This window comes from Marinobacter sp. F3R11 (assembly GCF_003318275.1).
In the GTDB taxonomy this organism is placed as follows: Bacteria; Pseudomonadota; Gammaproteobacteria; order Pseudomonadales; family Oleiphilaceae; genus Marinobacter.
In genome coordinates, this window is the sequence record NZ_QOCH01000013.1 from 469,580 (window position 1) to 487,388 (window position 17,809).

The 17,809-nt window shown below is 53.8% G+C and carries 12 protein-coding genes and 1 pseudogene; 4 read left to right on the forward strand and 9 right to left on the reverse strand.

The genetic code is table 11. The annotated features are described in order from the left end of the window. The first annotated feature begins 210 nt into the window (after positions 1–210). Positions 211–753 (forward strand): cold-shock protein, encoded by a 543-nt coding sequence (locus tag DS878_RS15690; RefSeq protein ID WP_113815273.1) that lies wholly within the window; start codon positions 211–213, stop codon positions 751–753. A gap of 66 nt (positions 754–819) precedes the next feature. On the opposite strand, the gene DS878_RS07180 is transcribed toward DS878_RS15690, so the two are convergent. From DS878_RS07180 to DS878_RS07190, 3 genes are all read right to left on the reverse strand, one after another. Further along, the gene (locus tag DS878_RS07180; protein ID WP_113815274.1) at positions 820–1,194 is read right to left on the reverse strand and encodes a hypothetical protein; all 375 of its coding nucleotides are present in this window, start codon (positions 1,192–1,194) and stop codon (positions 820–822) included. Then, on the reverse strand, positions 1,166–2,587 hold the full coding sequence (locus DS878_RS07185) for a hypothetical protein (protein ID WP_113815275.1): 1,422 nt from the start codon (positions 2,585–2,587) through the stop codon (positions 1,166–1,168). The genes DS878_RS07180 and DS878_RS07185 overlap by 29 nt, the downstream gene beginning before the upstream one ends. Before the next feature lie 130 nt (positions 2,588–2,717). Continuing rightward, positions 2,718–3,158 carry a VOC family protein gene (locus DS878_RS07190; RefSeq protein ID WP_113815276.1) on the reverse strand — a complete coding sequence of 147 codons (441 nt, stop codon included), beginning with the start codon at positions 3,156–3,158 and terminating at the stop codon, positions 2,718–2,720. 112 nt (positions 3,159–3,270) lie between these two features. Here DS878_RS07190 and DS878_RS07195 point away from each other — a divergent pair, with 112 nt between their 5' ends. Beyond that, entirely contained in the window at positions 3,271–4,188 is a 918-nt protein-coding gene (locus DS878_RS07195; RefSeq protein ID WP_113815277.1) for a DUF1853 family protein, read from the forward strand. A 149-nt stretch (positions 4,189–4,337) separates the two neighbouring features. Further along, positions 4,338–6,215, forward strand: coding sequence for an MFS transporter (locus DS878_RS07200; RefSeq protein ID WP_113815278.1), 1,878 nt, complete (start codon positions 4,338–4,340; stop codon positions 6,213–6,215). A 367-nt stretch (positions 6,216–6,582) separates the two neighbouring features. Here DS878_RS07200 and DS878_RS07205 read toward each other — a convergent pair whose 3' ends face one another. The 5 genes and pseudogenes from DS878_RS07205 to DS878_RS07230 form a co-directional block, all read right to left on the reverse strand. Beyond that, a complete protein-coding gene (locus DS878_RS07205; protein WP_113815279.1) occupies positions 6,583–6,792 on the reverse strand; it encodes a hypothetical protein in 210 nt (69 codons plus the stop codon). Positions 6,793–7,065: 273 nt separating this feature from the next. Further along, positions 7,066–7,392, reverse strand: a pseudogene (locus DS878_RS07215) (RHS domain-containing protein); the annotation flags it as partial. Between the two features lie 382 nt (positions 7,393–7,774). After that, positions 7,775–12,667 (reverse strand): RHS repeat-associated core domain-containing protein, encoded by a 4,893-nt coding sequence (locus DS878_RS07220; RefSeq protein ID WP_261977662.1) that lies wholly within the window; start codon positions 12,665–12,667, stop codon positions 7,775–7,777. Between the two features lie 15 nt (positions 12,668–12,682). Further along, on the reverse strand, positions 12,683–13,468 hold the full coding sequence (locus DS878_RS07225; RefSeq protein ID WP_113815281.1) for a DUF4123 domain-containing protein: 786 nt from the start codon (positions 13,466–13,468) through the stop codon (positions 12,683–12,685). Then, on the reverse strand, positions 13,461–15,539 hold the full coding sequence (locus DS878_RS07230) for a type VI secretion system Vgr family protein (RefSeq protein ID WP_113815282.1): 2,079 nt from the start codon (positions 15,537–15,539) through the stop codon (positions 13,461–13,463). Before DS878_RS07230 ends, DS878_RS07225 begins: the two co-directional genes overlap by 8 nt. 221 nt (positions 15,540–15,760) lie before the next feature. Between DS878_RS07230 and DS878_RS07235 the strand changes: the two genes are divergently transcribed. Continuing rightward, complete coding sequence (locus DS878_RS07235; RefSeq protein ID WP_113815283.1) at positions 15,761–16,786, forward strand: NADP-dependent oxidoreductase; 1,026 nt, start codon at positions 15,761–15,763, stop codon at positions 16,784–16,786. Positions 16,787–16,817: 31 nt separating this feature from the next. On the opposite strand, the gene DS878_RS07240 is transcribed toward DS878_RS07235, so the two are convergent. Next, positions 16,818–17,783 (reverse strand): NAD(P)H-quinone oxidoreductase, encoded by a 966-nt coding sequence (locus DS878_RS07240; protein ID WP_410003467.1) that lies wholly within the window; start codon positions 17,781–17,783, stop codon positions 16,818–16,820. Positions 17,784–17,809 lie beyond the last annotated feature (26 nt).

Genomic DNA, 17,809 nt, shown 5'->3' on the forward strand with positions numbered 1-17,809 from the left:
AGGAATGTGATCAAATGCACTCTCTTAAGATCCGGTTCGGCATGACGACTTGGTCAGTAGTCGGGATAATCTGTTATCATGCCGCTTTTACCCGCCAGAGCTTCCGTTTTCCCGGAAATCAGGCGGCATTCACCAGGCCGGATGAGCGATTTTACCCGATGTCCGGCTTTTTATCGTCAAGCATTAGTAAAAATGGAGAATTCTTAGTCAATGCGAAATCCAGCCAAAGCGATCCTTGTTGCTCTCCTGATCGCTATTCCAGCACCTTTGGTACTTGCTCTGCTGCTCTCGTTTACCCCTGAACCTCTTCGCCTGATTGCCATTGGCGAGTTTGTAGAGGCACTGGGCAGCTCCCGTGGCATTGCTGCTTATATCATCACTTTTATTATTTTCGGTATTGCGGGTTTCCTGGCCGTAGCAGTTTCAGCCAAACAGCAGACTGCCCGCAGCACATCCCAGCGGGGCAGCTCAGCTTCAAGGAATCAGAGTTCCGAGCAGAACTATGTCGATGAAGATGAGGACTACGACGACAACAGCCCTGAAGGCGACGAAGAAGGCACTGTTAAGTGGTTTAACGTTAAGAAAGGTTTCGGGTTTATCGTTCGTGAAAGTGGGGACGAAGTCTTTGTTCACTTCCGCGCTATTCGCGGCAGTGGCCGCCGGGTACTGCGCCAGGGCCAACTGGTTCGTTTCAGCGTAGTTGATGCAGACAAAGGCCTGCAGGCAGATAACGTTTCCATTCTGAGCGAGTAAAATATCCGTTGATGTAAAAAAGGCAGCCCTGTTTTCATGCGGGCTGCCTTTTTCATTTCTGCTAATTCAGTTCCAGACAACCAGTTGCTCACCCCGGTTATCCAGACGCCACCACTTCTCATCCTCTGCCGGTTCACCCTCTTTCCATTCACCCGGGCTGCAACGGATTTCTGTATCCAATGCGCGCCATGCACTCCGCGCGCACTCCAGATCACTGTTCCAGGGTAGCCGTTCACCCTCAATAATCAGAGAGGTGTACCGCTTGCCAAAGGCTTGCGGATACAGCGTTATTTTCAATTGGTCTTCACCGAAACAGGCCGAGCCTTTGATGATGGACGATACATCGCTGTCATCCAGTATCAACTGCGAAATATGGTTTTCCAGCCAATGACTAACCTTTCCGGCTTCCAGGTCACGGATGTAAATTTCCAGATCCTGCACTCGCAGATTCTCCATGCTGATGGTCACAATGGAGCACATAGTGAACCGGCCCGGGCCGCGCTGCAACCCAGCGTTCCAGTTCCTGACGCAAGTCTTCCACCAAAAGCCTGCGCAACGCTCCTGCAGCCTTGCGCTCGTGCCATGCAACTTCCATAGCAGCGCGCAACAAACAGACTTCCTCAAGCGACTTTTCGATTTCATTCAGAGGTTCTTGCCGCGCGATAGCAACCAGGCTTTGGCGCCTGAGAGTATCTGCCTGCCCGGAGAGTGCCACAGAGCGGGCAGGGCCACGTCGGGCAAAAAGGTCAAGCCTTGCCGCTGCGCGCTCTACCCATTGCAGCATGCCGCCCGGCGTGGCAACGCAACGGCTCCGCCTTGAAGCTGCAAACTGAACAGCAGATTCCGGCAGCTGAATGTTCCAACGGCGCTCAATAGCCGCCTGATGAGCAACCAGAATTGCTTTACGTTGCGTAGTACTCGACGGGCACATATCGAACGCTTGCAGCCCCCGCCCAAGGCGCTGTTCCAGAATATTGCACGCATCTTCGCTACCTGACGAATCGGGCCCCAGAAGCATTACAGGCCCCTCCCAGTGCAGAACCAACTCGGATACAAAGCCGGAAGGCTGGTCTATCAGCATCAGCAGATCAGCGGGGGTTACATTATCAAGAACGAGGGCCGGCCAGGGTTTTTCGGTAGACGCAGGAATCACAGCGAGATCACTAGCCATCAGTTCAACTTCGCGCCGCAGATCCATTTCGACATAGGGTTGCGCAAGTGACTCCAGCATTGAACTCAGCCATGAGGACTTTCCTACCCCGCGCTCTCCCCGAACCCAAACCAGAGCGCCAGGCATTGCGGCGAGAGTGACAGCAACGTCTTCGGCCAGCTCAACCCATTCAGGATCGGTAATTACAATCGGAGCAGCCTCATGCTCTTCAATACCGGACGGCTCCATCTTCTCAGTGGTGTATGCCGAACTGCCCGGGTCGGGCCAGTGTAAAACCAGCTCAAGAACTGCAACATAGGCTTTGCCCTGCAAACGCTCTGCGTGCCGTGCAAGCACCTCCAGAAGCTGAGGCCAGTCCAGCCACACTGGTGTACCAAAGGCTTCCCGCGCTGTGGCCAACCAATAAATTAATTGGGAGGAAAGCAGACCTTCACCACCTACCTCTGTCACCATTGGCTGCTCACCCTGGATAGTTCGGATCAACTCATCCATATCCACACCGGAGCTTCGCAGAAAGTTACTTGCAGAGGGGCTGGAATCCAGCAGCGCAAGCAGGAAGTCTTCAACGGTGATCACGTTCCCGCCTCGGCGGTCAACATCATCACGGGCATTCAGCAATGCAGCCTGACATTGAGGGGTAAGGCATCCCTGCCAGTCGTCCATAAAACGTCTCCCTGTTTTATCGCATCGTCCTGATACAGTAGAAGTTATACAAATGGTTTATGTTCTGAGGCCTTGGTGATACCAGGCCATTCTCATGGGCCTTCATTTCTCACGAATTAGCCGGCCCGGCTTACCAGATACCCGTATTCTCCATACTGACCCACGGTTCTTTGGGTGCCAGAGGTTCACCTTTTTGCAGCAACTCGATCGATATATCGTCGGGAGTCCGGATAAACGCCATGTGACCATCCCGGGGCGGACGGTTAATGGTTACACCATTTGCCTGCAGATTCTCACAAAGGGCATAGATATCATCCACTCTATAAGCCAGATGTCCAAAGTTACGACCGCCGGAGTACTCTTCCGGATCCCAGTTATAGGTCAGTTCCAGCATCGGGGCCCTGTCTTCACGAGCCCGGGATTCATCCCCGCTTGCCGCCAGAAACACAAGTGTAAAGCGGCCCTTCTCACTACTTTTTCGATCGATTTCGATCATACCCAGAAGATCACAGAAAAAGTGCAGGGATTGCTCCAGATTGCTTACGCGGATCATCGTATGTAGGTATTGCATACTTTCTCCTGTTACCTGCGATTGCGTCGTACCACGAATCATTGTGCTCCAGATAATGCCCCTTTGAACACTCCCGCCTTTATTACGTAGCAGTTTACGGTATTCTGGGCAAATGACTGCAAACCTCTCCTCAAAGCTGATCAATTCGTACCGGACACCTGCGATACGCCACCTTGCATGGTTGTGTCAGGCGCCTCAGCTGATGCATTCGCCGATCACATTTGAACCTGGGCAATACCTGCCCTCAAACTATCCCGACACTCTGAAAGCCTGGGACAAAAACACTGAAACTGCACCACCGCTGCTAATCGAACCACCACAACGCAGGCTGGGTTTCTATTTTGAACGTCTGTATCAGGTTTTACTTGAAGACTTGCTTGGCTGGCCCGTTCTGCTAAAAAATCAGCAGATCCAGTCAAACGGTCGCACCATCGGCGAACTGGACTTCGTGGTGTTCAACAAGAACAATGATCGCATCGAACACCACGAGATCGCCATAAAGTTCTATCTTGGCGTTTCGGAGGAGCAAGGCAAAACACTCTGGTACGGCCCTAATGCCCATGACCGGCTGGACATGAAAACAACCAGTCTGCTGGAACAGCAAAGCCGCCGTACACAACTCCCGGAAACCCTCGCATTACTCTCTGAATTTGATATCACCGGCCCGCTGACACCGCGGGTTTTCATGCCGGGATATCTTTTCTATCCTGATGATCAGCAGGTTGAAACCCCGGACTATGTTCCAGAAAACCACCTGCGCGGCCGCTGGATGTACGCCCACGACGCAAGAAAACTGAACACATCACACTGGGTTGTACTCAACAAACCGCACTGGATTGGCAACTGGTGTCAGAGCAGCCTGCCGGATAAACAACATGCTCTGGAAGCACTGGAGCGTGTGGAGAATAAATCGGTCCCGCAACTGTTCGCAATCATGCATGAAGATCGTCAAACGGGGGATTGGTTCGAGACAGACCGCCTGTTTGTTGTACCTGAAGCCTGGCCCGGAACCTCACGACCGCGATCCTGAGCTCCGGTGATAAAACCTCATCCCCATACTCCCGCAATAAAGGTTGTTATCATCTTGCAGATTCGATAGTTTTCACTGCGGTGGCAAATCAGCGCAACAAAAGAACGAGCCAGTGAGTACACCCAAACAATGGACAAAGGATAGATCTCATGGATGATCACGGTCAGTTTCGTCTGCTTTCAAAGCGCCGCTTCCTGCCATTTTTTTTGACGCAATTTTCCGGTGCTTTCAACGACAATCTGTTCCGCAATATCCTGCTGCTGTTGATTACCTATACCGCAGGTGGATTAATGGGCCTGCCGATTGATGTGGCTGTGAACATCGCAGCTTTTCTGTTCATTCTGCCGTTTTTTCTGTTCTCCGGAATTGCAGGCCAATTGGCTGACAAGTATGAAAAATCCCAGGTTATCCGCTGGGTAAAACTGGCAGAAATCGCCATCATGGTACTGGCCGCCATTGGCCTCTGGCACGAGTGGTACGAGGCTTTGCTGCTGCTGTTATTCCTCATGGGCGTACAATCCACCTTCTTTGGACCGGTCAAATACGCCCTTCTGCCCCAGGTGCTTACCAATGATGAACTGGTGGGTGGCAATGCTCTGGTGGAAATGGGCACCTTCGTTGCGATCCTGGTGGGTACACTGGCCGCCGGCTTGTTAATGGGCAGTGAACAGCCTGAAAAGCTGGCTGCGGTCGGCGTAGTAGCTATCGCCGCTATTGGCTATCTGGCCGCACGAAAGGTTCCCGTGACTGGCGCTACTAACCCACAAATGACCATTGGCTTTCGGCCTCTGAAAGAAACCTGGAACCTGATGCGGCTGGCAGCTGAAAACTACTCCGTGCTGCTGTGCATCATCGCCATTTCCTGGTTCTGGTTTCTGGGCGCCGCCTACCTCACCCAGTTCCCCAGCTTCGCCCAAACGGACCTGATGGGAGACGAAACCGTTGTCACCCTGCTGCTAGCCGTGTTCACCATAGGAATTGCACTGGGCTCAGTGGCCTGTGAACGGCTGTCCGGGCACCGGATCGAACTGGGCATTGTACCCATTGGTTCTCTCGGCATCAGCCTGTTCGGGCTAGACTTATACTTCAGTATGCCCGCCAACCCGGTGCCGACCGACTGGTGGATGATCATCACCGACAGCCAGCACCGGCAGGTGGCAATTGATCTGCTGGGTATCGGCTTCTTTGGCGGCCTTTTTATCGTACCGCTTTACGCATTCGTACAAAGGGAAACCCCGGAACCCCGGCGTGCCCGCGTAATCGCAGCGCTAAACGTATTCAACGCCCTGTTCATGGTGGTCAGTGCCGGCATGGGGATCTTGATGCTGGGCGTGATCAACATCAGCATTCCCGAATTCTTTCTGGTGCTGTCCATCATGAACCTGATCGTGGCAGGCTTTGTTTACCAACAAGTGCCGGAATTTGCCTTGCGGTTTATTGTCTGGGTGCTGTCACACACTATCTACAGGGTTCGTCATGAAGGGCTTCACAAGATTCCCGAAGAAGGTCCGGTACTGCTGGTTTGTAACCACATAACCTACATGGATGCGCTGGTGATCGCCGGTGCCGTGCGCCGTCCCATCCGTTTCGTGATGGACTACCAGATCTTCAAAATGCCCGTTCTTGGCGCCCTGTTCAAACTCGCAAAGACCATCCCGATAGGCCCAAGAAATAGAGTGCCGGAGATCTACGATAACGCCTTCGAGCGTATCGACGAAGAACTGGACGCTGGCAACGTAGTCTGTATTTTCCCGGAAGGACGGCTCACATGTGACGGCGAAGTGGGGCCCTTCAAAAAAGGCGTTGAGATCATCCTGGAGCGCAGGCCCGTACCTGTAGTACCCATGGCGCTTCGAGGACTTTGGGGCAGCTTTTTCAGCCACTGCGGCGGGCCAGCACTAAGCCACCTTCCAAAGCGGTTCTGGTCGCGGATTGAATTGGTGGCTGGCGAGCCGGTTTCGGCAGAAAAGGCGAATGCTGAAGTTTTGGAGGAGCAAGTAAAAAGCTTGAGGGGGAGTGGTCGATGAGCATTAAATCGGCCAGGGTTGTATAACATGCATGTATGCATTGAAGCATACCCCATAGCGCGAGCGCTTCTTCCTGCTACCTGTGCAGGAGGTCGCATCCGAGATATTGCACTACCGGCACAGACCTTTAGCCTGCAAGCCCGCCGTGTTTTCCTTCAAAACGGGAATTTCGGAGAATCGCTTATTCATGTTCATCGTGCTCTCTGTAGGTGAACATTGCTGAAATCTCGATGGGTTAGAAAGCTGGGGGAAGGTCAGCAGGTCACCGAAACATAATCTGATTCGCTTTTCTTTGGATAGGTATTGGCTTGGCGCGTCTAATAAGCGCCCACGCTAAAACATTGGAGTAAAGACTGTCTTGGTTGGACTAAATAAAGTAGAACGCGATATCCTTTATGATCTGAGCATCACCAGTCTCAACTGGGCTCGCATGCTGATTGAAGTCATGCATCAGCCCTTTGGCTGCATCCGCACCAAGTGCATTGGCCTCGCGAATAAGTCCCTCAGCCACTTTTTCGTCCTCAATATACTTCTTTACAAGATATTCAAACTGTCTAAGAAATTCATCGTCAGTCATTTCGAGACTCCGGCAACAGTTGTATCTGATCAAAGCGCACCCTGATCCTTTCACTCGGCTTTAACTGCCGCTCCCCGCCTTGACCATACTCAGGATATGAGGTGGCAAAAGGCTCCAACTCAGGTCCTTTTCCACCTCTCTCTTTTGGTACTTCAACACGAGGAACGCCATTTCTATCGAATAATTGCAAAGTATTAAACTGCCCCATCAACCGAGCATCGCTCCACGAATTTGGATCACCGGCTTTGTAGTAAATCTGATAAGCGTCTCTAACTGACCCTGGAAGCGGAGCGGATTGTCGATTTCTGCGACTTGTTGCTGAACGACATTACCATAGGCGCGATAAGTAACTGACCACACCAGATCACCCCTGGCGTTAGTCAGTTCCTGAGGCGTGCCCAGGTGATCCAGATGGTAGTAGTAAATACTCGACTGTTCCGGACCATAACCATCGACTAGAGCCAGCGGCTTGAAGGTGTCTGGTTCGTACACGTAAGTGCGGTACTGATCTCCGGTTTCTTCGGCAATGAAGCGGTCGCCCTGCCAGAGAAATTCGGTTCGCGTCAGGTCATTGGTTTGGGCGACTCGGCGGCCGAACGCACCTTATCTTACTGCCGGCTCAGGAGCCTTGGGCGAGTATGGAGAATGAGGGGCGTTGGTGAGTAGCTGCCCGTCGAGGCTCAAATAGTTGCGGCAGTGTTTTACTGCCGCAACTTAAATGCTTAAGTTCATTTTGGCCATATAGCTGGACGAATCTCCCGAGCCACAAAATTTCCTGGATCAGCACTAATTCGTCTCACGAGAGCATCAATAGCATTACTATCATTCTTTAGATCCTCAATCTCTGATACTGATAGCTCTATGGTCATATCATTCTCTGCTGCACCATAGCTAACCAGAACCGTTAAGAGCCAACGAGGACCATCTTCAAATAGAACGTACGACCATGGTTTTTCCGCAATAATTCGCAACTTTAAGCGCCTCAATTTATTGGTGTCTCAGTGTATTTACCGCGAGGTATTGGATCTACAACAGCCTCTGATTGCCCGTTGGGTAGTTTACCGCCGGGAATCCAGAGCGGGTTTGCACCAGATTCATTTCCAGATGGCATTCTCAATCCAATTGATTGAGGACTTGATACATCAATACGAACTATCTCCTCATTGCTCCAACTCCCCTCAGGAATACCCAACTGACGCTCAATTACAGCGATATCGCCGCTGGCATTCTCAAGAATACGATCCATTTCACTTTTGGTGGACATAAATTGGCCATCGGGCCGACCAACTGGATCCCGCCCAAACCGATCAAGAGCTGATCGAGGAACGAGGTAGGATCCACCCTGCTCCGCAAACCTCTGCAAATGTGAATCAATATATGCAGATGGCAGATAGCTCTCAGGAGGCGGTCTCTGCCCCTGTGGAGTAGCCCTTATTTCAGCAATCTGTTCTTCACTTATCGGTAAGGTATTGCGACTTTCTGGACAACTCCCTTTTTCCACCGCCAACCCCAACGGATCCACCCACCCCGTCGGATTTGGCACATACTGATAATTATTTAACCCTCCCGCAAGACCAATCGGATCCGGCGTGATAAATCGACCTGTAGTGGGATTGTAATATCGGTGACGATTGTAGTGCAGCCCGGTTTCCGGATCGTGGTACTGGCCCTGGAAGCGGAGCGGGTTGTCGATTTCTGCGACTTGTTGCTGAACGACATTACCATAGGCGCGATAAGTAACTGACCACACCAGATCACCCCTAGCGTTCGTCAGTTCCTGAGGCGTGCCCAGGTGATCCAGATGGTAGTAGTAAATGCTCGACTGTTCGGGACCATAACCATCGACTAGAGCCAGCGGCTTGAAGGTGTCTGGTTCGTACACGTAAGTGCGGTACTGACCTCCGGTTTCTTCGGCAATGAAGCGGTCGCCCTGCCACAGGAATTCGGTTCGTGTCAGGCCGTTGGTTTTGGCGATACGGCGGCCGAAGGCGTCGTATTCGTAGTGCCAGGTGCTGCCATCCGGTGTGGTGACGCTCGTGAGTCGGTGCTCGCAGTCGTAGGTATACCGGGTGACCAGTTTCTGGCCTTTACCTCGACGTTCTTCGATCAGGTTGCCGAATTCGTCGTATTGGTAATGGCTGTCACCGTGCATAGTAAGCCGGTTACCGCGCACATTGGCAGATTGACCGCTTGAAGCCCCCTGGTTTTGCTCCAGGAGGTTGCCGGCCGGGTCGTGTATGAGTTGTTCGTAGAGGTCCCCTCGTACGCCAACCAAGCGATCCATGGGATCGTAGACGTACTGCCTAAGCCCTTTGCGGCTGTCCTGGATACTTTTTAGGTTGCCGTTAGGGGCGTACTGGTAGTCCCGCTGGGCGGCAATGTCTTTGATACGGTTTTGATGCACCCGGTGCTGAGTCAAGCGGCCTTCGTCGTCGTAGACGTAGGCACTAATCAGGTCACCTTGCTGCCGTTCGATTTCCTCGCCGGTGGACGCCATTCGGTGGCGGGTCAGGGGTTGGCCATTCAGGTCAATGCCTGACAACAACCCGGCTGCGTCCCGATGGTAAGCCAGAGCCTGGCCGTCCGGCAGTACCATTTCGTTCAGGCGATCAAATTCATCATAACGATAACGGAGGCTGGCCCAGCCCTGGTGTTCAGTTTTCAACAAACCGAATTCGTCGTACTCGAAAGCCAATGGCCAGTGACCGTCATCAACGCCGATCAGTTTGCCGTCCGCGTTATAGCCGTACTGAATCTCGCGGCCATCGGGTAGCGTCTTCTTCAGCAACTGGCCGAGTTCATCCCGCTCATAGGTGGTGGTTTGCAGGACCTCACTGGACGTGCCGTACTCAGCCTTCTCGATCAGATGGCCATTCAGGTCATACTGGTAGGCGGTGCGATGGCCATCAAAAGCAGTCTCCTGTTTGACCAAACCGTTCGGGTAATAGTCGATGAGGTAGGCTTCACCCCGCTCATTTTCTATGTGAGTCAGCAGGAACCGGTGGTGATCGTAACGGTAACGAAGTTCGCTGCTGTCCGGGTTGATACGACGAGTGAGCAGGTGAAGGTTGTTGTCATACTCGTAACGGGTTTCCCGCCCTTGTTCGTCAACGAAACGGGTGACCTTGTTGTACGCGTTATACTGATAATGACGAGACCGGTTGCCTGAGAGGATTTCCTCTGTGACTCGTCCAAGGCCATCGTACCGGTATCGGGTAATGGCACCCCGGGCGTCTTTTTTGGCCAGAAGCTGGCCAAACTCATCGTAACGATATTGATAGAACGCCCCGGTGGGAGTTGTTTCCTCAATGAGCTGACCCTGGCTGTTCCAGCCCCACTTGTGAGCGCGACCGTCCGGCAGGTCAACCTGCGTGAGCTGGCCCTGAGGGCTGTAGGTGTACCGGGTAATTCGTCCTTTTGGATCGGCTTCGCGGGCCAGATCACCGTGCCGGGTGTAATCAAATTTCCAGGTCTGGCCATTGCGATGAATTTCAGCAATGCGCCCCTTTCGATAGGTAAACAAAATGGGCTGACCATCCGGGCCGGTTTTGCTCTGAAGCCGGCCACTCTTGTCGTACTGGTATTCTGTACGAGTCCCCATGGGGTCGATGGAGACTTTTAACCGCCCCTGTTCGTCGTATTCACTCTGGTGTTTGGCGCCGTCCGGGTCTACTTTCTCCTGCAATTGTGCGGTGCCATCGTAACGCCAGATTTCCCGGCTACCGTCGACGTAGCTAACGGTACAGGTGTGGTTCTCATCATCCCACTCAAAGCGGGTATCGACCTGGGCACTATCTCCCCACTGGTGAACACAGCGGCCGGTTGGCGAGTTTTCATCCCACGCGAGAAAGAAACTGTAACCGCCAGCAAGCTGCCGATGGGTGAGCATATGGCTTTCATACCCATAACGCTCAATGCCGCCCTCTGCATCTTTGGCACCGATCAGGTCATCGTTGTCGTCGTATGTGTAGCTGCGCTCAGTCCGCAGAGATTGCCACTGGTAGCCGGTATCAGTCAGTTTCCTCCGCAACAAGCGAACAGATTTGAGACGGCCACCCTCAAAATCAAATGCCAGCGCATTGCCCGAATCGTTACTCAGGCGTTCAAGCTGACCGTGTAAGTTGTAGCCTACCTTGAGCGTGTTGCCATAACGGTCGGATATTCGGGCAAGATGGCCCGAATTTCCCGACCGGAGAAAGTGATAGCGGAGCGATTTTTCACCTGCGCAGACAACAATCTCGTCACCGTCTCGCCAGGCCGCCATGCCTGCTCGGGAATTAATACCGACAGGCGCACTCTCCAATTCCGGTAGGCGGGTGTTTTTACCCTCATGGTCATGCCAGGTAAGGCCACCATCGTTGAAAGTGAGGGTGTGATTCAGGCTATGGCGCCAGCCATGGCCCATATCCAGGCGTCGGTCGCTGCTGCCGGAGCGGTAAACTCGCTTGAATTCGAATGGCAGAGGCCCATCCAGACGAGCGTCTGTCAGTTCCAGCACTTCTTCGCCGGTGACAGTGCTGATTGGATCGGCAACGTTTTCGGTGGATTCATTATCCTGAGTGGCACGCCCCTGGTCGGTTTGGGAGGGCGAGGATTCATCGCGTACGGTTTGGGGTTTCCGCTCACTGGTTACCCCATGGTCGCGCCCCGACGACTGCAAATTGGCGACATCGTCAGTATCCGCCATTTCCTGATAGGCCTTATGGCGATGGCGGACATCCAATCCGGACTGGGTATTGGATGAATCAATTCGGCTCACACCCGCTAACTGAATATTCCGGTGTCTAGTTCCAATGCTCTCCATGAAGTCCTGAAACTCCCTGGCGAATTGCCCCAGAAACCGCCCCAGAATATTGTTGCTGGCACGGGCACTGTCAGCGACATTCATGGCTCCGGCCACGGCTTTGCTGCCAATTCGTGTGCCGTATTTGGCTGCAAGCCCTCCACCGCCGGTAATGATCAGCCCGACCACCACGTCAAACAGAACCTGTCCGACCAGCTCCCCGGAAACCTCTGCCACCTGAGTTGGAGACAGCAAACGGAAGTACTGTCTGACTGTATACATCACCAGAAAAAGGAAAATCTCGTCATTGGCAACAAGGCACGCCTTGAGATAGGCATCATCGACCTTTTTGAGTTTTTCCATCTGCTCACGCAGATCGTCCGGAAGGTTGCTGAAATCATGATCCAGCAACCCACAAATCACATCGTAGATTCGACGGATGTCATCCAGAACACCAGTAAATCCGTCAGCAATACCTTCCTGAAACTGAGCATAAACGGCCTGGGTCTGAGCGGATGACCCCATGGACAGGTAGCCCTCCCACTCCTGACGAGCACCGTTATTCCAGGTGTTTTCGAGCAACGAACAGCATCGCTCAATGAAGCTTTCGTAGGTTTGGTAAAGCGCATCCATGTCGGCGCGGGAAACGTCTGGCGCCAGAACCACCCGATACTCTTTGCCCGGTGCAACAGGAACTTCAGCAACACCATTCGCATTGGTGGTACCGCTGTGAACCGTCTCCCAGTCATCGAAGATCCAGCCCGTGTTCTCCTGAACCTGAAACCGTGTGGAGGGTATCGGCGTCTTGCTTACGTTCTCATGGAAGTGGGCAATCTTGATTGTCCGCCGTTCCTCGCACGGGGCTACGGTTGCCGAAACAACTTCATCGTCACTCACACTCTCCCGGCTCACTTCACCGTTAACCTCCAGGATCTGTTCATGCCCCATGAAGATCGATGAAAACCAGCCTTCGCGCCAATCTTCATAAGTCTTGGCCAGCGATTCCCTAAGCTCACGAGTGATCGCATTGATGTCAGGCAATCCGTCAGACGCCTGTTGGGACTCCCGAAGAGCCGTCCTTGACTCGACCATTGATTCATCCATCCTTTAACTACGAGACCCCATGGACGCTTCTTGCATCAGGGCCTGGTGTATCGATTGAAGTTGTGATGGCTCCAGTTCGGCAGGCACATTACTTTGGCACAGCCGCCTCACATGGCGTTCAACTTTGCGGCGGGCAACCGGCTCCGGGTAACGGCTCAACGGGGATGGCTTTGTTTTACTCAAGACGGCCATCGTATTGCCGACCAATTGATCCCAGCAAAGTGCCGCTACCTTTTTCTGGGCGTCTGATGGAAGCGAAAACCAGGGAAACGACGGCACCGGGCTGGCTGCTTCGGGAACACCGGGATGATGAATGGTTTCCCCCGAGGGCAGAACAATAACCTCAATGGGCCCCATCAGGTTCGCGCGCCCTGCTTCATCAAGACTGTGCATAATCTGGCCGAAGTACCGGGCAGCCCAGTAGCGAAAGAACACATCGTGCCCATCGGCCAGTGTTATCTTGGTGAGACTCCGGATATGTCCGAACACATCATCAAATGAGGCGAAACTTATGAATCCCCAACCCCAATCCGTACTGTCGGACTCTTCAAGCCAATCAATAAACGCACTGGACGTGGTGAGCTGCGCAAGAAACGGCATCACGTCATGCCACCCGGCATAAGGTGTTCCCATGAACAGCGGCAACGCTGTAAGCCCATCGGTGCGAAAGAAATTCTGAACCGGCTTCGCCTCACTGGTGCCACTGAGAACGACGTAAGCGATCCCCTTTTCACCAACCTGTTGCACAAGAGAATCCAGTGCAACCCGGAAACCAGAAGCGTCAGACATTGCAAACTCCATCCTGGCACGCAACGCACTCTTCACAGAATGGAGCATCGGCCATCATGTTCTGATATTGGGCTCTGGTAAGCGGCACTTCCGCCAGTGCAACAGGGTCAATAACCTGGGAAGGCTCTGAATCCAACATCCGGGGAATATTTGGCATCACCGCACCCTGCCCCGAACCACTCCCCGGCGTCCCCCCGGAATTAATCTTGATCCCCGGCCCGCTCAGAGTTACACCACTGGGATCCAGCTTGATAAAGCTGCCACCACCGGCAATGGTGAGTTCAACGCCGGCATCCAGCACAACTTTTGCTCCCGCTTTGTGGTGAACCTCGGTACCTGCTTCGCACAGAGTGGCGCTACCGGACTTCTGGTGCAGGGCACCACCAATGTTCTGGCTGCAATCAGCTCCAATGCTTTGGCGTTTTTCGCCGTCGATGGTGATGTGATCGTTGCTTTGTACATGGCTGAAACGATCATTCTCAACGGTCAGATGACTGTCGTTCCTGATGACTTCCGTGCGGTTGTTTTCCGTTAGCAGGTCCAGGTCTTTCTGGGCATGGAGGTAGACCTGTTCTTTATCCGCTTCGTCTTCAAAACGCAGTTCGTTGCTGCCTTCGCCCTTGTGGGTTTTGGTTTTCAGGGTGGTGCGGGTTTTGTGTTCCGGCAGCGCGTACGGTGGCGTGTTGGTGGCGTGGTAGGTACGGCCTGTAATAATGGGCTGGTCCGGATCCCCGTCCAGGAAGGAGACGACAACTTCGTTTCCGATTCTGGGTAAGGCTGTAAAGCCGTACTGGCCGCCCGCCCAGCCCTGGCTGACTCTTAACCAGGCACTGCTGTGTTCGTTGTTTTCGCTGTATCTGTCCCAGGGGAAGCGGATTTTTACACGGCCGTATTCATCGCAGTGGATCTCTTCACCTTCGGGGCCGGTAACAATGGCGATCTGTGGGCCGTCCATCCGTGGGCGATGGGTGAGTTGTGGCCGCCAGGTTTTGTCCGCAGGGATGGCGTTGAAGGTGTTGTGGTAGGAGGTGGGTTCTGAACCACCCTCTTCTTCCATGGCCTGGGGTTGTTTGCCGGTATGGGTAACGGCGGTGAGTAACCAGTCCCGGTTCAGGGTTTCGTTATCGTGGCCGCTCAGTTCGGTTCTGGCGCCGCAGGTAAAGTCCGGGCGGTTGCTTTCGCCATGGGCTGTGCTGGCGTCGTTTCGCAGGGCGTCCAGGCGTGCTTCGGTAAACGGCTGGCCGCTGGCGTCGGCTTTGAAGCGGCCCGGGTAGTCAAAGTGCTGGTAGTCCTGGCGCTGGTAGTCCTGGCGCTGGTGGGTGCTGGCTGCGCTGTGTTCGTGCATCAGGGCGTAAGCGGGGTTTTTGAAGGTGTAGTCTTTCATGGCCACGGAGGCGGCGCGGACCCGTTCTTCGTAACGGAAGCGGAACACTGCCGGTTTCCGGGTGCTGCCACCGGCTTTACCGTTGTATTCCGCGGGCTCCAGCCGGGGTGCATCCCCGTGATGGTCCGCTATGATCAGGCCCGGCTGCTCGCTCGCATCCTCGCTCCCGTGCTGGTAACGGTAATGCCAGCCTTCCTCGGCCGCCATGCGTTCAATGAAGGCCAGGTCGCTTTCCCGGTGCTGTACGCAGTATTCCCGTTCCTGCGGGGCACGTTTGAGGTCAAAGAGCGCATCGACAATGCCCCGCTCTTCCAGCAGGGTCCGGGCGATGGTGTCGGTGGTTTGAGTCTGGAAAATGCGGCTGTTGTGCATCAACCCTAAACGCCACAGGGGTGGCTGGATGATTAACTCGTAACGGATACGGCGGTGGCCTGTATCTCCCCGGGCAAACTCGTTAACCACGCCGGTGAAGCGCCTGAGGGGCATGCCATCCTGCCAGACCACCAGATCCACGGACTGCTCCAGAACCTCACCCGCATCCACATCCGGGTCGGTACTGGCCAGCTCAAGGCAGCCGTGGAACACTTCGGAGAGCCGTTCTGTCAGCGTAAAGCCGATCACGGAAAAAAGATCAGAGGGGAGTTCGCCAACACGGGCGGTAAACTGCAGTCCGTTTGCCTTGGGCATATCTTCGTTCCCTGAAGACTAGTACATCATTCATGCTCATCCTGAGCCGGTGCCCGATTATAACCCCCGGGTTCGGGAATGTAACCCTGCTGCAATGCAGTGATAACAAACATGAGAAGTTGACCACAACACCAATCTGCTTCACCCTAATCCGGTTTCATTATGCAACTCAAGGAGCAAAACCGCTCCGAATTACCTCACTGGAGATAGGTAGGAAGATTATGAGCAACTATAAAAATCACGCCATCGTCCTGAAACAGCGCCCCAATGGAGAAATCCAGGAAGGAGATCTGGTGATGGAAGAGCGCCCTGTGCGCGATCCCGGAGAGGGCGAAGTCGTTGCACAGATACTGTGGCTGTCTCTGGACCCCTACATGCGTCCACGCATGAATGATGTAAAAAGCTATATGGATCCTATCGCCATCAATGATCCCGTTACCGGCGAAAGCGTTGCCCGGATTGTAGAGTCCCGGTCAGACAAACTGAAAGTTGGTGATCTGGTCACCTGTTACTCAGGCTGGCAGGAATATGTCACCTTCCCGGCCGATGCGCCCAGGGTTTATAAAATCCATCAGAAAGACGACGTTCCACTACAGGCTTATCTCGGAGTTGCAGGCATGCCCGGCCGAACCGGCTACTGTGGCCTGACCTATGTGGGCAAGCCCAAAGCAGGCGAAACCGTGGTAGTTTCTGCCGCATCCGGCCCGGTAGGGACAGTTGTTGGCCAGACAGCTAAAACAGATGGTTGCCGGGTAGTTGGTATCGCCGGTGGTCCGGAAAAGTGCAGCTATGTGGTTAATGAACTGGGTTTTGATGCCTGCGTGGATTACAAGGCGGGAAACCTGAATGCCGATCTTGAAGCCGCCTGCCCCGACGGCATCGACATTTACTACGAGAATGTAGGAGGCGATGTGACACGAGCCGTTGCGCCACTGCTCAACCCTGGTGCCCGGGTACCCATTTGTGGCTATGTCTCAGCTTACAATGCAAAAAGCACAGACAAAGTAGAAACGCCATTCGATATTCTCAAACGCCTCGACCCGGTTCCGGAGCATCGTTTTTTCCTGGTAACCGAGTGGCAGGATAAACATCAGGAAATTACCGATATTCTTGCCAGCCGCATTGCATCAGGCCAGCTCAAATACCGTGAAACGGTTGCTGAAGGCCTCGAAAACGCAGTAGAGGCCTTCAAGGGAATGCTGAAGGGCAAAAACTTCGGCAAGCAACTGGTTCATATTGCAGATTAAGGCAAGGCCAGTCCAGCACCGGGAAGGCAGGTTACTCCGAAATTCTGAGCAGAACCTTCCCGGTATTTCTGTTGGCTGCGACGTGCGCCATGGCTTCCTCAATTTCTTCGATAGACCAGGTACTGTCTATCAGAGGCTCAATCTGGCCGGCTACCAGAAGAGGCCAGACGTTTTGGTACAACGCCTGCATCACACGACCTTTGTCTTCTACGGAGCGGGACCGCAATGTAGAGCCAATCAACCTGTGGCGCTTCATCAGCATAAGACCCAGATCAACCTCAGCTGACCGCCCTCCCATAAGGCCGATGAGGACAATTCTGCCATCGGCATTCAGAACTTTCTGATCCTCCCTGATATAACTGCCTCCGACCGGGTCCAGCACCATATCCACGCAACCCCAGTTCTTCACTGCTTCCACAAATGAGCCGTCTTTCCGGTTCCACGCGCCTGTTGCGCCAAGCTTTCGGCAGACTTCCAGCTTTTCTGCATCACCGGCAGTCGCGAATACCGGATTACCAAATGCCGTGGCAATCTGTATGACAGCGGTACCCAGTCCACTGGCGGCTGCATGCAGGAGCACCCTCTCGCCAGGCTTGAGATCGGCTTCCTGATAAAGGTTTAACCAGGCAGTCGCAAATACCTCAGGTATCGCTGCCGCTTTTTTCAACGAGAACCCCTTGGGTATCGGCAACACCTGCACTGCGGGAACAACAACCTTGGTAGCATACCCACCGCCAGTGAGCAGAGCACACACTTCGTCCCCCCGCGCCAGGCCTGTAACGGCACAACCAACCGCCGCTATACGACCGCTGACTTCCAGCCCCAAAATATCAGACGCCCCCGGGGGCGGGGGATAAACCCCGGCCCGCTGCGACAGATCGGCACGGTTTACAGCTGTCCAGACAACGTCGATTTCTACGTGGTCTGCCGGCAGTTCATCAAAGCCGGCGCAGTCTTCCCATGAAAGGGAATTACCGGTTATCTTGATTGCTTTCATCATGTATAAATCTCGGTACTTACGGG